Source organism: Hansschlegelia quercus (genome assembly GCF_004310425.1).
GTDB lineage: Bacteria > Pseudomonadota > Alphaproteobacteria > Rhizobiales > Methylopilaceae > Methylopila > Methylopila quercus.
This window is the reverse complement of the sequence record NZ_SIUB01000003.1, coordinates 231,717-244,928: the sequence shown is the minus strand read 5'-3', so window position 1 is coordinate 244,928 and position 13,212 is coordinate 231,717. Positions and strand designations below refer to the sequence as shown.

Below are 13,212 nucleotides of genomic sequence, written 5' to 3'. Positions count from 1 at the left end.
CGCCGTCATGTATCGAAAGCGCATGGACGAGCCGAAACCCTACTCGATCGAGACCGGAACCTTGCGCCTTCGGGTGCGGGTGACGCCGCGCGCTCGGATGGACGCGCTCGGCGGGCTCCATCGCGATGGGGACGGGCGAACCGCGCTGCAGGCCAAGCTCGCGGCGGCGCCGGTCGACGGGGCGGCCAACGCGGCGCTGATCGCGCTAGTCTCCAAGACCCTCAAGCTTCGCAAGGCGGATGTGGTCATCGCTTCAGGCGAGACGTCGCGGTCGAAGACGCTGAGGCTCGACGGCGATCCGCATGATCTCGCCGCCCGGGTCGAAACGCTGATCGCGGCTCAGCCGTAACGGTGCAGCGTCGCGCCGTGAGCCTTCAGCCAGTCCTCGGCGCGGTCGAAATCGGGGATCAGCCGGGCGACGTTCGCCCAGTAGCGCGGCCCGTGATTCATCTCGCGGCGATGCGCCACCTCGTGGGCCGCGAGATAGTCGAGCACGTAGACCGGCGCGAGGATGAGGCGCCACGAGAAGGCGAGATCGCCGACGACCGAGCACGAGCCCCAGCGGCTCTTGGTGTCCTTGATCGTGATGCGCCCGACCGAGACGCCGAGAGCCGCGGCGTGCCGGGAGACAGCCTCGGCCAAATCCTTGCGGGCCTCGCGCTTCAGGAAATCTAGCATCCGGCGCGGCGCGTGGTGCGGTCCGCCATAGACGACAAGGCGCGGCTCCTCTCCACGCAGACCCGGCTCCACCCGGACCACGCCGCGCGCGCCCTCGCGCCAGATGATGCGGTGGCCGACGCCGCGCAACGGAATGGTCTCACCGGCCTCGAAGGGAATGCGCTCGGGCAGCCGCGCGAGCCGCTGCTCGATCCAGCCAACATGGCGCTCGATGAAGTCCTGCGCGCCGGAAATCGAGGCGGCGGAGGGCAGGGTCAGCGTCACGTCGCGGGTCGCCGCGCGCACGCGCAGCGTCATGCGCCGGGCCTGTCCCGAGCGGCGGATCGCGATCGCCACATGGCCGAAGCGCGTCGCCACGACGAACGAATCGTCGCGCAGCCGCGCATCGGGGCGGGAGCGGAAGGCGGTCGCGCGAAGGGCTCGGAACAGGGACATCCGAAAGCCAAGCTCCCGAAGCGACGCCACGAATCAGCGCCGGCTCGACTTTAAGCGTGCCGATTCGGGAATGGCGAGCCCCGTCAGGCGCGCGCCGCTATCCCGTCCACGGCTTCTATCAGCCGGGCGATGTCCTCTTCGCGCGACAGCCTGTGGTCGCCGCCTTTCACGAGCGTGACGACGACGTCGTCCTCCGCGAGCCGCTCGACGACCTTGATCGTGTGCGCCCAGGGCACGTCGACGTCGTCCATGCCCTGCAGGATGTGCACCGGCGCGCCGGCGCGGATCGGTCCGCCGAGCATGAGATGGCGCCGCCCATCCTCGATCAGCGCCCGGGTGATCGGATAAGGCGGCCCATACTCGCTGGGGCGCATCCAGCAGCCGGCGGTCATGATCTCTCCGCGGACGGGTTCGGGGAAATCGGCCCACATCAGCTCCTCCGTGAAGTCGACAGCGGGCGCGATCAGCACGAGGCCGGAGGGCGGCGCCGCCATCAGCCTTGCCGCGAGCAGCGCAATCCATCCGCCCATAGAGGAGCCGACGAGGATCGGCGCCGGCCCGGCGTAACGTTCGATTGCGGCGAGCGTGTCCTCGAGCCAGAGTCCGATCGTGCCGTCCTCGAAGCGCCCGCTCGAGGCGCCGTGGCCGGAATAGTCGAAGCGCAGCACGGCCCGGCCGTTCGCGGCGCCCCAAGCATCGATCGCGCTCGCCTTGGTCGCGGTCATGTCAGAGCGGAATCCGCCGAGCCAGACGACGCAGGGCCCGTCGCCCTCGCGGCGCAGCACCGCGATTTCGCGGTCGCCGACCGTGAAGCGTTCGGAGATGGGATCGGTCATGCGCAGCGCCCTCGGTTCGCGCGAGGCATAGCGGGCGGCGGCTGAGGGATAAAGCAGCGGGGCCTGCTGCGTGCTTCGCCTAAATGAAAAAGCCGGCGCTCTCGCGCCGGCCTTCATCGCAACTCCCAAGCGGCCTCAGGCGATCGTGAACTTCTGGTCGCCGAGGGGCAGGTCGCGAAGGCGTTTGCCGGTGGCGGAGAAGATCGCGTTGGCGAGCGCCGGCGCGAGCGGGGGAACGCCCGGCTCTCCGATGCCGGTGGGCGGCTGCTGCGACACGACGGTGTAAACCTCGACCTTCGGCATGTCGCCCATCCGGAGCGGCTCGTAGCTGTCGAAGTTCGCCTCCTGCACGACGCCGCCGTCGAGCGTGATGGCGTTGCGGAGCGCAGCGCCGAGGCCGAAGCCGACGCCGCCCTCGACCTGGGCGCGCACGACGTCCGGGTTGATCACGGTGCCGCAGTCGACCGCCGCGACCACCCGGTCGACCTTCACGCCGCCATCCTTCTGGATCGTCACCTCGACGACCTGGGCGACGACGGACTTGAAGCTCTCGTGAACGGCGACGCCGCGCCCCTTGCCCTTCTCGAGCTTGCCGCCCCAGCCGGCCTTCTCCGCCACAAGCTTCAGCGCCGCCGTGTGGCGGGGCTTGTCCTTGAGCAGCGCGAGGCGGTACTCAACCGGATCCTTGCCGGCTGCGTGCGCAAGTTCGTCGATCATGGTCTCGACGACATGGGCGGTGTGGGTGTGGCCCACCGAACGCCACCAGAGCACCGGCACGCCTACTTTAAGCGTCGTGAGCTCGACCTTCAGGTTCGGCACGGCGTAAGCGAGGTTCGACGCGCCTTCGACCGAGGTGTCGTCGACGCCGTCCTTGACCGCCATCGCCTCGAGCGCGGTGCCGGCGAAGATCGACTGGCCGGCGATGCGATGCGACCAGGCGACCGGCATGCCGTCCGCTCCGATCGCGGCGCGCACCTTGTGGGCGTAGAACGGCCGGTAGTAGCCGCCCTTCGTGTCGTCCTCGCGGGTCCAGACCAGCTTGACCGGGTTCGCCCCATCGATAGCCTTGGCGATCATCACGGCCTCGGTGACGTAGTCGGCGGTCGGCACCGCGCGGCGGCCGAAGCTGCCGCCGGCCCACACCGTCTCGATCTTCACCTGGTCGGGCCTGAGGCCCGTGAGCGCCGCGACCGTCGGCTGGTCGATCCCCTGGAACTGCGCGCCGTAGATCAGCCGGGCGCCGTCCTTTTTCAGGTCGACGACGCAGTTGAGCGGCTCCATCGGCGCATGCGCCAGATAGGGGAAGGTGTACTCGGCCTCGATCACCTTGGCCGCGCCAGCGAGCGCGCCCTCGGCGTCGCCCTTGTTGGTCGCCGTCGCCACGCCGGGCTTCGACACGGCCTCCTTCGCCATCTTGAGCAGCTCTTCGGAGCCGCGCATCTCGGCGGCGCTGTCGTCCCACTCGACCTTCAGCGCGTTGCGGCCCTTGATGGCGGCGAAGGTGTTCTTGGCGAGCACCGCGACGCCCTGCGGGATCTGGACGACCCGCTCAACGCCCTTGACCTTCTTCGCTTCCGCGTCGTCGAAGCTCTTCACCTTTCCGCCGAAGCGCGGAGGATGGGCGACCACCGCGACCAGCATGCCCGGCAGCTTCACGTCCTGCGTGTAGATCGCCGTGCCGTCGGTCTTCGGGTCGTTGTCGATCCGGTGAAAGCCCTCTTTGCCGATCAGCTTGAACTTTTCGGGCTCCTTGTAGGGCGTCTCCTGGGCCATGCCGGTCGGCGGCGGGATCTTCGAGGCCGCTTCGGCGAACTCGCCATAGGTCCCGCGTTTGCCGGAGGGATGGGTGAGTACGCCCTTGGCGACCGTGATCTCGCCCTGCGAGACCTGCCACTTGTCGGCTGCGGCCTTCACCAGCACGGCGCGCGCGGCCGCGCCCGCCGTCCGGTATTGCTCCCAGGAATTCGCCATCGCGGTCGAGCCGCCGGTGCCTTGCGCCTTGAAGGCGAGGTTGGCGTAGACGACGTTGTCGGCCGGCGCGAACTCGGTGCGCATCTGGCTCCAATCGGCGTCCATCTCCTCGGCGATGAGGGTGGCGAGGCCGGTCGTCGGTCCCTGCCCCATGTCGAGATGCTTGACGACGACGGTGATCGCGCCGTCCGGTGAGACCTTCACGAACGGGTTGAACTGGACAATCCCGCCTGCGGCAGCCTCGGCCTCGGCGGCGAAGGGCTTGAGGCCGACCATCAGGCCGACGCCCGCGCCTCCCGCGATCGCGAGGAAGCCGCGGCGGTTCATGTCGGTGGGCTTGTCGCCCCTGATCCTGTCGAGAACGCTCATGATCAGGCCTCCAGCCTCTTCGCCGCGTCATGCACGGCGGCGCGGACGCGCTGATAGGTCGCGCAGCGGCAGACATTGCCGTTCATCGCGGCAGTGATCTCGTCGTCGGTCGGCTTCTTGTTCTGCGCGAGCAACGAGGCCGCCGACATCATCTGGCCGGACTGGCAATAGCCGCACTGCACGACGTCGAGCGCGCGCCAGGCTGCCTGCACCGCGTGGCCTTCCTTCGAGCCGTCCTTTCCGACGAGGCCTTCGATGGTGACGATGTCGCCGTCGACGTCGCCGATCGGGGTCTGGCAGGAGCGCGTCGCAACGCCCCCCATATGCACCGTGCAGGCGCCGCAGAGCGCGACGCCGCAGCCGAATTTGGTCCCGGTCAGGCCGAGCTCGTCGCGCAGGACCCAAAGAAGCGGGGTTTCGGCGTCGAGGTCGACGGACCTCTCCTGGCCGTTGATTTTCAGTTTGATCATGACGTTCTCCCGTCGGACCCATCGGTCCGCGCTTGAGCGGCGGCTCGCCGGCCGCAGCTGTCTGGAATGCGTCATATGCTAAAGGCGCGATTGGAGCGGTTCCAGACAAGAAGTCTTGCGCGGACGCAATCGTGTCCGGTTGAAGCGCGATCTTGAACGTGCAATCCGGGGCGCGCCGCGCCACCTGCCCCGCCGGGGTTCATCGAGGAGAAATGGATGCGTCTTCTGGTTCTGGGCGCCGGCGCGATCGGCGGCTATTTCGGCGGGCGGCTCGCGGCGGGCGGCGCCGACGTGACGTTCCTGGTGCGCCCCGCGCGCGCCAAACTGCTCGCGAAGAACGGGCTCAGGATCGAGAGCCCGGTGGGCGACGGCGCGACCAAGGTGAAGACGGTCACCGAGGCGCGCGAGACGTTCGACGCCGTTCTACTGTCTTGCAAGGCCTACGACCTCGCGAGCGCGATCGACGCGATTTCGCCGGCTGTCGGCCCCGACACGCTGGTGATCCCGCTTCTGAACGGCGCGCGGCATTATGACGATCTCGACGCCCGCTTCGGCTGCGCACGGGTCGCCGGCGGCCTTGTGCAGATGCCGGGGCAACTCAGGCCGGACGGCTCGATCCTGCACTTCAGCACGATGCAGCGCTTCGTCTACGGGCCACGCGAGCCTGCCCAGAAGGACGTCTGCGAACGGCTGCTGCCGGTCCTCGAGCTCGGAGGATTTGCTCCGGTCCTGACCGACGAGATCGACCAGGCGATGTGGGAGAAATACCTCTTCATCGCGGCGCTCGCCGGCCTCACCTGCCTGATGCGCGCGCCGATCGGCGCGATCATGACGGCTGCCGACGGACGCTCGATCGCGATCGGCTTCATCGACGAATGCGCCGCGATCGCGACCGCGGCCGGCCACGCGCCTCGCGCGGACGCGCTTTCCGAGACCCGCGAATTGCTCACCAAGGAAGGCTCCGCCCACACCGCCTCGATGCTGCGCGATCTTCGCGAAGGCGGACGGACCGAGCACGACCACATCTTCGGCGATATGGTCTTGCGCGCACGCGCTGCGGGGATCGCAGCGCCATACCTGACGCTCGCGCTCGCTCACATGCAGGCCTACGAGGCGCTCAGGTCTGACGCCTGAGCGCTACTCCGCGGCGCGGGCGTAGGCTTGCACGACGGCAGACGACGGCGGCTCTTCCGCCGCCTCGTCGCGGGGTCCGACAAAGCGGCCGAACACCCAGCCGAACAAGCGGCTGAGATCGTCCATGATGGTGTAGACCGCCGGTACGAAGACGAGGCTCAGCACCGTCGAGGCGATCAGCCCGCCGATGACCGCGATCGCCATCGGCGCACGGAACGAGCCGCCCTCGCCGAGCGCGAGCGCCGACGGGATCATGCCGGCGACCATCGCGACCGTCGTCATAACGATCGGTCGCGCGCGCTTGCGGCCGGCGTCGATCAGCGCGGCCGTGCGGGGCACGCCCGCCGCCTGCTCCTCGATCGCGAAGTCGACCAGCAGGATCGCGTTCTTGGTGACGATGCCCATCAGCATCAGGAAGCCGATCACGACGGGCAGGCTGACGGAGTTATTGGTCGCGAGCAGCGCCACGAAGGCGCCGCCGATCGACAGCGGCAGCGCGACGAGGATGGTGACGGGCTGCGCGACATTCGCGAACAGCAGCACCAGCACGGCGAAGACGAGCAGCACGCCGGCGCCCATCGCGACGGCGAAGCCGGTGAACACCTCCTGCATGATCTCGACGTCGCCGGACTCCTTCAGCGTGAGACCGGCGGGCAGCGCGGTCGCAGCCGGCAGAGCCTTCACCGCGGCGAGCGCCTCGCCGAGGGTACGGCCAGGGGCGAGGTCGCCTTCGATCGCCACGCGGCGATCGCGGTCGAAGCGGTCTAGGCTGGTCGGCCCCTGCCCGAAGGAGATCTCCGCCACAGCCGACAGCGGCACCGCGCCGCCGGATCCGGTGCGCACCTTGAGCTGCTCAAAGGTCGTGACGTCGCTGCGCGCGGCCTGGTCCAACTGGACGCGGATCGGCACCTGACGGTCGCCCGCGGAGAATTTCGCGAGGTTCTGAGCGATGTCGCCGATGGTCGCGATCCTCACCGTCTCAGCAATCTGCGCGACCGAGACGCCGAGCTCCGCGGCCTCGTCGAGCTTGGGGGCGATCCGGATCTCCGGGCGGTCCATCGCGGCCGTCGAGATCACGTTCATCAGCGAAGGCACGCGCTCGCGCGTCTGCTTCTCGATCGCGACCGCGGCTCGCTCCACCTCTCCGCCGTCTGCGCCCGAGACGATCAGCGAGAATTGCCGCTGCCCGTTGTCGTTGCCGAAATTGGTGCGGATATCGGGTATTTCCGCGAGAGCGCCGCGGAACTCGCCTTCGAACTTCTTCTGCGACAGAGCGCGCTCGGCCCGCGGCTTGAGGTTCACGATCATGACGAGCTTGCGGACCTCGCCGGTCGCGATCATAGCGCCGCCGACCGAATCCGCGCCGACGGATGCGTAGACGGAGGCGACCTCGGGTCTTTCTTTCAGCATCGCGGTGATCTTCGCGCCGACGCCTTCCGTCTGCGCGAGCGTGGAGCCGGGCGGCAACTCGATCTTGAGAATGGAGCGGGACGTGTCGTTCTCGGGCAGGAAGCCGGAGGGCAGCAGGCCCGACAGCATCACGGAGCCGACGAACAGCGCGACGCCCACGCCCACCGTGACGAAGCGCCAGCGCACCGACGCCGAGAGCAGTTTGAGATAGGCGCGCGTCACCGGCCCGTCTTCCTCCTCGCGCGCGCCGTGGTCGCGCAGGAAGAAGGCCGCGAGCAGCGGCGTGATGAGGCGGGCCACCAGCAGCGAGAAGGCGACCGCCACCGCCACCGTGATGCCGAACTGCTTGAAGTACTGCCCGGCGATGCCGCCCATGAAGCTGACTGGCATGAAAACCGCGATGATGGTGGCGGTGGTCGCGACGACGGCGAGACCGATCTCGTCAGCCGCCTCGATCGAAGCGCGATAGGGCGATTTGCCCATCCGCATGTGGCGGACGATGTTCTCGATCTCGACGATCGCGTCGTCGACCAAGATGCCGGTGACGAGGGTGACCGCGAGCAGGCTGACGGCGTTCAGCGAGAAGCCGAGCCAGTCCATGACGAAAAAGGTGGGCAGGATCGACAGCGGGATCGCGAGCGTGGAAATGATCGTCGCCCGGAAATCCCGCAGGAACAGGAACACGACGACGACCGCGAGGATCGCGCCCTCGATCAGCGTGTGCATCGCCGAACGGTAATCCAATTCAGTGTAGCGGACGGTCGTGTCGATCAGGGTGAGCGTGACGTCCGGATACTGCTTCCCGAGCTCCGCCAGCCGCGCCTTGGCAGCCTCGGCGACGGAGACGTCGGAATGGCCCTTCGCGCGGTAGATGCCGAAGGCGACGATCGGCCGTCCGTCAAGCCGTGCCGAGACGCGCGGCTCCGCCGAACCGTCCGTGACCGAGCCGATCTCGGAGAGCCTGACGTCGCGGCCGCCGGGCAGGATGATGCGCGTCTGGCCGAGCTTCTCGACGGTCAGAGCGCCCGCGAGCGTGCGCACGGTCTGCTCCTGCGCGCCGATCTCGCCGCGCCCACCGGCGAGGTCGACATTGGTGGCGCGGAGTTGGGAATTGACATCAGCGGCGGTAATCCCGAGCGATTGAAGCCGGCCGGGATCGAGCGCGATGCGGATCTCGCGGTCGACGCCGCCTTCGCGCTTCACCTGGGCGACGCCGCCAACTGCCTGCAGCGCGCGCGTCACCCGGTCGTCGACGAACCAGGACAGTTCTTCCGGCGTCATCGAGGGAGCGGAGGCCGCGTAGGTCGCGATCGCCATGCCCTCGACATCGATGCGCTGGATCAGCGGCTCCTCGATCGACTGCGGCAGGTCGGTGCGGATCTTGGTGACGGCGTCGCGCACGTCGTTCACCGCGCGATCGACCTGCGTCTCGAGCTGGAACTCGACGATCGTGGTCGACGAGCCGTCATGCACGGTCGAGGTGATGTGCTTCACGCCCGCGATGCCGGCGACGGTGGTCTCGACCCGCTTCGTCACCTGAAGCTCGAGCTCGCTCGGCGCGGCGCCCGGCTGGTTGATCGTGACCGACACCAGCGGCAGGTCGATGTTCGGCATGCGGGTGATAGGCAGCGACAGGAACGAATAGATGCCGATCGCGATCAGCACCGCGAACAGCACCAGCGGCGGGATCGGCTTGCGGATCGCGCCCGCGGAGACGTTGAGCCTCATGGCGCCGAACCCTGCTGGCCGGCCGCGTCCGCAGTGACCGCCGCGGCCGGCACGGCAGTGATGCGGTCGCCCTCTCGCAGGAAGCCGCCTGCGCGCGCCACGACCTGGTCGCCGGCTACAAGGCCGCTGACGATCTCGACGCCGCGCTCGTCATGAAGCCCGGTCGTGACGAGGCGCTCCGCGACGACGTCGTTCTCGACGACCTGCGTCCGCGCGCCGGACGGGCCGTATAGCACCGCCGAATGCGGGACTGTGACGCCCTCGCGCCGGGCAGTCTCGATAGCCCCGCGGGCGAACAGGCCGGGGCGCAGGCCGCGATCGGCCGGCAGCGAGATCTTCACGATGCCCAGCCGGTTCTGAGGGTCGATCACCGGGGAGACGAGGCGCACCCGGCCTTCGACCGGCTGGTCTATCCCCGCGACCTCGACCCGGACGGATTGGCCGGGCGCAACCGAATGAAGCCGGCCTTCGGTCGCCTGCGCCTCGAGCTCGACTTCGCCGCCGCGCACCAGACGGAACAGCGGCTCGCCCGACATGCCGACGATCTGGCCGACACGGGCGGTACGGCTCGCGACGATCCCGGCCGCCGGCGCGCGGACCTCGGCGCGGGCGATGCGTAGTTCGATCTCGCGCTTCTGCGCCTCGGCGAGCGTGCGCTCGGCCTGTGCGACCTTGAGGTTCTCGTTCTGGGCGCGGAGCCGCGCGTCCGCCACGCGCATCGCCGTCTCGCGCGTTTGCGCGATCTCAAGCGTGACGTCGCCGGTCTTCTTCAGCGTGTCGGCGCGCTTCAACGCGGCCTCCGCGTCGACGCGGGAGGCCTCGGCCTCGGCGATCGCGGCGTTGACCTGCGCGATGGCGGCTTCGGACTTTGCGATCGATGAGGCGTTCTGCGCGAGCTGGACGTCGAGCATGTCGCGGTCGAGCCGCGCCATCACCTGGCCCTTCTGCACCTTGTCGCCGATGTCGACGAGATATTCGTCGAGCCTCAGCCCGTCGATCTGCGCGCCGACCAGGATCTCGTCGCGCGCCACCAGCGTGCCGGTGACGACCAGCGTCTGCGCGATCTCGCGCCGCTCGGCCGCCGCGACAGTGATCGAGGGCGGTTTCGGCGCAGGCGGCGGCGCAGCGGTCTCCGCCTGCGCGACCTCACGAGCCCCGAGCTTCAGCGCGATCTCGTCGCGGAATGCGTAGCCGCCAGCGGCGCCAAGGATCGCAAGCACGACCACCGCGCGCAGCCACACCTTCTTCTTCCCGTTAGCGCCGCTCATGCTGCGACTCCCGCAGGCTTCGGCGCGAGGAAAGCCCGCATCGCGCGCTCGAACATCGGCATCAACCCTACGAGCTCGGCTCCAGGCTCCAACAGGAGCCTCATAAGCACGCCGTCCGTCATCGCCATCAGGAAGCGCACGGCCTCAAGGGCATTGAGGCTTCGGTCGATCTGACCGAGCGTCACGCCGCGCTCGATCACCCGCACGAGAATGTCACGCACCTCATCCTCGCAGCGGTTCGAGATGGCTCTTACCGCGGGATTGCGCACCGCCTCCGCATAAAGCTCCGGAAAGAGCGGCAGGCTATCCGGCTGCAGGGCGCCGGTCATAAAGGCGTGGGCGGCGGCGATCAGAGCCTCGACGACGTCATCGGCTTCCAGCAGGGGCTGCAGCTGTCCTGGGATTACGGCGCGGTCACGCTCGACGATAGCCTCGATGATCGCGTCCTTTGACGGGAAGTAGCGATAGAGCGCGCCCGGGCTCATGCCGGCTTCGGCGCACACCGCCTGCATGCCCGTCGCGTGGAACCCGCCGCGCGCGAAGCAGACGATCGCCGCGTCCAGAATGCGCTTGCGCTGATCCTCCTGCCGGGCGAGCCGCGGATCCCTGACGGGGGAAAGGTCATTCATCGAGTGAGAGCCATAGCACGAGAGCGAACGTTCGTTCGCATAGTACACACGGCCGCTTCTTTGGCAAATCTCCTCCGCAATCCGGCCGCGAGCGCATACTGTTTGAAGCTCGGGCGCCAGCCTGTGCGCGCCTAGCCCTTCGCGCTTGCGCCTCAAGGACCCTTGTGGCAGTTTCCGCGCGCTTTCCGGCTCCTGCTTCGCGGCCGGACGAAAAGCCCCGGCGCTGTGGTAGCTCAGTGGTAGAGCACTCCCTTGGTAAGGGAGAGGTCGAGAGTTCAATCCTCTCTCACAGCACCATTCCGATCGGCGCCGCCTGCGCCATCTAACGCCCCGCCCACCACCGTCGTGGCTAGATCCGATCCGGGGCTCCATGCGTCTGCGTTCCGACACGCTTGCTCTGACCGCCGTCCTGGCCTTGCTGACGGCCGTCGGTCCGCTGGCGATCGACATGTACCTGCCGTCGCTGCCCCATCTGACGCGCGCGCTCGGAGCGAAGCCGGCCGCAGGACAACTGACGCTGTCGGCGTTCCTGGTCGGCTTCGCGGCCGGGCAGATCATCTACGGCCCGCTGTCGGACGCGCGAGGCCGAAAGCCGGTTCTGATCGGGAGCCTGTGCCTGTTCACCTTCGGCTCGGCGCTGTGCGCGCTCGCGCCGACGATCGAGACGCTGATCGTCGCCCGCTTCCTGCAGGCGCTCGGCGGCGCCGGGCCCGTGGTGCTCGCGCGCTCGATCGTGCGCGACCTCTATTCCGGCGCACGCGCCGCGCGCGAGCTCGCCCGCATGGCGACGATCCTCGGCCTCATTCCCGCGATCGCGCCGCTGATCGGCGGCGTTCTGGAAAACGCCTTCAGCTGGCGCGCGACCTTCGTGCTGCTGACTTTCCTGCTGGCGGGCGAGACGCTTATCGTGGCGGTCGGTCTGCCCGAGACGATCCGGGTGCGCGCGAGCTCGATCAGCGTGCGGTCGGTGCTGGCGAGCTATGGCGCGCTGCTCCGGCACAAGGGCTTCCTCGCCTATCTCGGCCTGACGACGATCGCCTTTGCAGGGCTGTTCGCCTACATCTCGACCTCGTCCTTCATCCTACAGACGCTCTACGGCCTGTCGGAGATTGCCTATGGCGCGGCGTTTGCGATCGGGGTGATCGGCTATGTCGGCGGCACGCTGTCGGCTGGGCCGCTGGTGCGCGCGCGGGGCCTCGACGGCGCGATCGGGGTGGGCGCCGCTGCGGTCGCGATCGGCGGCGTGATGATGCTGGCGATGGTGCTTTTCGGACCGAGGACGCCAGCCTCCATCGTCACGCCGATGATGGTCTATCTCTTCGGCGTCGGTCTCGTCATGCCCCAGGCGATGGCCTGTGCGCTGCAGCCCTTCCCGGAGCGGGCGGGCGCCGCCTCCTCATTGGTCGGCTTCTCGCAGATGACCTTCGCCGCGATCATTGGCGTCGCGCTCGGAAGCACGCTGTCGTTTGGCAGCCCGCTGCCGCTGCCAATTGCGGTGTGCTTCTTCGGGGTCTCGACACTGATCATCTTTATCGCGACCCGACGCGCGCGGCGCGCGCTCATCTAACTGCGGACCGGCTCGCGTACCGTCAGCGCCGCCTGAAGGTCAGATAGGTCCCGCGCCGCCCTTCGCGAGTCGCCTTCGCCTCGTAGCGCGTGCCCGGCCAGCCAGGAAACGGCTCCTTCCAATCGCGCGGCCGCTCGGCCGTCCATTCGAAGTCCGCCGAACGCCGGACATGCGCCAGCGTCCAGGAGACGTAGGTGTCGATGTCGGAGGCGAAGCGGAACAGCGCACCGTGTTTCATGACGCAAGCGAAACGGCCGAGGTTCTCGTCGGAGACGAAGCGACGCTTCCAGTGGCGCGTCTTCGGCCAGGGATCGGGATAGAGCAGGTCGATCCCAGCCATCGACGCGTCTGGCAGCCGGTCGAGCAGCTTCATGGCGTCGTCGTCGTAGAGCCGGATGTTCGCAAGGCCGAGGCGGTCGACGCCGGCGACGCCTTTGGCCATGCCGTCGATGAACGGCTCGACGCCGATATAGCCGATGTCGGGGTTTTCCTGCGCCCGGTGCAGCAGGTGCTCAGCGCCGCCGAAGCCGATCTCCAGCCGGACTTCGCGGACCGGGCGATCGAACAGCGCGTGCAAGTCGGCGGGCAAGGCCTCAGGGTCGACCTTCAGCCGCGGCAGCGTCTCCGCGACTGTCGCCGCGCGGCCGGCGCGAAGAGCCTTGCCCTTTCGCCGGCCGAAGAACGAGCCCGTGTGACGCGCGTCGTCTTCCACTGGAT

Annotated in this window: 11 protein-coding genes and 1 tRNA gene; 4 read left to right on the top strand and 8 right to left on the bottom strand. The window is 68.5% G+C overall.

Features of this window, described 5'->3' with window-relative positions:
- Window positions 1-22 precede the first annotated feature (22 nt).
- A complete protein-coding gene (locus EYR15_RS08140) occupies window positions 23-349 on the top strand; it encodes a DUF167 domain-containing protein (protein WP_131002874.1) in 327 nt (108 codons plus the stop codon).
- Here EYR15_RS08140 and EYR15_RS08135 read toward each other — a convergent pair.
- The 4 genes from EYR15_RS08135 to EYR15_RS08120 all read right to left on the bottom strand — a co-directional run bounded on the left by EYR15_RS08135 (window position 340) and on the right by EYR15_RS08120 (window position 4,759).
- Window positions 340-1,113, bottom strand: a complete 774-nt coding sequence (locus tag EYR15_RS08135) for a M48 family metallopeptidase (RefSeq protein WP_131002872.1) — start codon at window positions 1,111-1,113, stop codon at window positions 340-342. The two genes, EYR15_RS08140 and EYR15_RS08135, sit on opposite strands and share 10 nt — an antisense overlap.
- 83 nt (window positions 1,114-1,196) lie before the next feature.
- Complete coding sequence (locus EYR15_RS08130; RefSeq protein ID WP_131002871.1) at window positions 1,197-1,949, bottom strand: alpha/beta hydrolase; 753 nt, start codon at window positions 1,947-1,949, stop codon at window positions 1,197-1,199.
- Between the two features lie 135 nt (window positions 1,950-2,084).
- Entirely contained in the window at window positions 2,085-4,289 is a 2,205-nt protein-coding gene (locus EYR15_RS08125; RefSeq protein ID WP_131002869.1) for a xanthine dehydrogenase family protein molybdopterin-binding subunit, read from the bottom strand.
- 2 nt (window positions 4,290-4,291) lie between these two features.
- On the bottom strand, window positions 4,292-4,759 hold the full coding sequence (locus EYR15_RS08120; protein ID WP_131002867.1) for a (2Fe-2S)-binding protein: 468 nt from the start codon (window positions 4,757-4,759) through the stop codon (window positions 4,292-4,294).
- A 216-nt stretch (window positions 4,760-4,975) separates the two neighbouring features.
- On the opposite strand from EYR15_RS08120, the gene EYR15_RS08115 reads away from it, so the two are divergent.
- Window positions 4,976-5,893, top strand: a complete 918-nt coding sequence (locus EYR15_RS08115; protein ID WP_131002865.1) for a ketopantoate reductase family protein — start codon at window positions 4,976-4,978, stop codon at window positions 5,891-5,893.
- 3 nt (window positions 5,894-5,896) lie between these two features.
- Here the strand turns inward: EYR15_RS08115 and EYR15_RS08110 are convergent, their stop codons facing one another.
- From EYR15_RS08110 to EYR15_RS08100, 3 genes are read right to left on the bottom strand one after another with little or no spacing between them, the layout of a single operon-like run.
- Window positions 5,897-9,031, bottom strand: coding sequence for an efflux RND transporter permease subunit (locus tag EYR15_RS08110; RefSeq protein ID WP_131002863.1), 3,135 nt, complete (start codon window positions 9,029-9,031; stop codon window positions 5,897-5,899).
- Complete coding sequence (locus tag EYR15_RS08105; RefSeq protein ID WP_131002862.1) at window positions 9,028-10,299, bottom strand: efflux RND transporter periplasmic adaptor subunit; 1,272 nt, start codon at window positions 10,297-10,299, stop codon at window positions 9,028-9,030. Before EYR15_RS08105 ends, EYR15_RS08110 begins: the two co-directional genes overlap by 4 nt.
- Window positions 10,296-10,928 carry a TetR/AcrR family transcriptional regulator gene (locus EYR15_RS08100; protein ID WP_131002860.1) on the bottom strand — a complete coding sequence of 211 codons (633 nt, stop codon included), beginning with the start codon at window positions 10,926-10,928 and terminating at the stop codon, window positions 10,296-10,298. Before EYR15_RS08100 ends, EYR15_RS08105 begins: the two co-directional genes overlap by 4 nt.
- A 222-nt stretch (window positions 10,929-11,150) precedes the next feature.
- On the opposite strand from EYR15_RS08100, the gene EYR15_RS08095 reads away from it, so the two are divergent.
- Window positions 11,151-11,225: transfer RNA gene (locus EYR15_RS08095), tRNA-Thr, on the top strand.
- Window positions 11,226-11,298: 73 nt separating this feature from the next.
- Window positions 11,299-12,495, top strand: a complete 1,197-nt coding sequence (locus EYR15_RS08090; protein WP_131002858.1) for a multidrug effflux MFS transporter — start codon at window positions 11,299-11,301, stop codon at window positions 12,493-12,495.
- A gap of 22 nt (window positions 12,496-12,517) precedes the next feature.
- On the opposite strand, the gene trmB is transcribed toward EYR15_RS08090, so the two are convergent.
- Complete coding sequence (trmB, locus tag EYR15_RS08085; RefSeq protein ID WP_131002856.1) at window positions 12,518-13,207, bottom strand: tRNA (guanine(46)-N(7))-methyltransferase TrmB; 690 nt, start codon at window positions 13,205-13,207, stop codon at window positions 12,518-12,520.
- Between the last annotated feature and the right edge of the window lie 5 nt (window positions 13,208-13,212).

Bases quoted from the DNA above. Each gene is read 5' to 3' on its own strand.
- EYR15_RS08140 (WP_131002874.1), top strand. From the start codon at position 23: ATGGACGAGCCGAAACCCTACTCGATCGAGACCGGAACCTTGCGCCTT.
- EYR15_RS08135 (WP_131002872.1), bottom strand. From the start codon at position 1,113: ATGTCCCTGTTCCGAGCCCTTCGCGCGACCGCCTTCCGCTCCCGCCCC.
- EYR15_RS08130 (WP_131002871.1), bottom strand. From the start codon at position 1,949: ATGACCGATCCCATCTCCGAACGCTTCACGGTCGGCGACCGCGAAATC.
- EYR15_RS08125 (WP_131002869.1), bottom strand. From the start codon at position 4,289: ATGAGCGTTCTCGACAGGATCAGGGGCGACAAGCCCACCGACATGAAC.
- EYR15_RS08120 (WP_131002867.1), bottom strand. From the start codon at position 4,759: ATGATCAAACTGAAAATCAACGGCCAGGAGAGGTCCGTCGACCTCGAC.
- EYR15_RS08115 (WP_131002865.1), top strand. From the start codon at position 4,976: ATGCGTCTTCTGGTTCTGGGCGCCGGCGCGATCGGCGGCTATTTCGGC.
- EYR15_RS08110 (WP_131002863.1), bottom strand. From the start codon at position 9,031: ATGAGGCTCAACGTCTCCGCGGGCGCGATCCGCAAGCCGATCCCGCCG.
- EYR15_RS08105 (WP_131002862.1), bottom strand. From the start codon at position 10,299: ATGAGCGGCGCTAACGGGAAGAAGAAGGTGTGGCTGCGCGCGGTGGTC.
- EYR15_RS08100 (WP_131002860.1), bottom strand. From the start codon at position 10,928: ATGAATGACCTTTCCCCCGTCAGGGATCCGCGGCTCGCCCGGCAGGAG.
- EYR15_RS08090 (WP_131002858.1), top strand. From the start codon at position 11,299: ATGCGTCTGCGTTCCGACACGCTTGCTCTGACCGCCGTCCTGGCCTTG.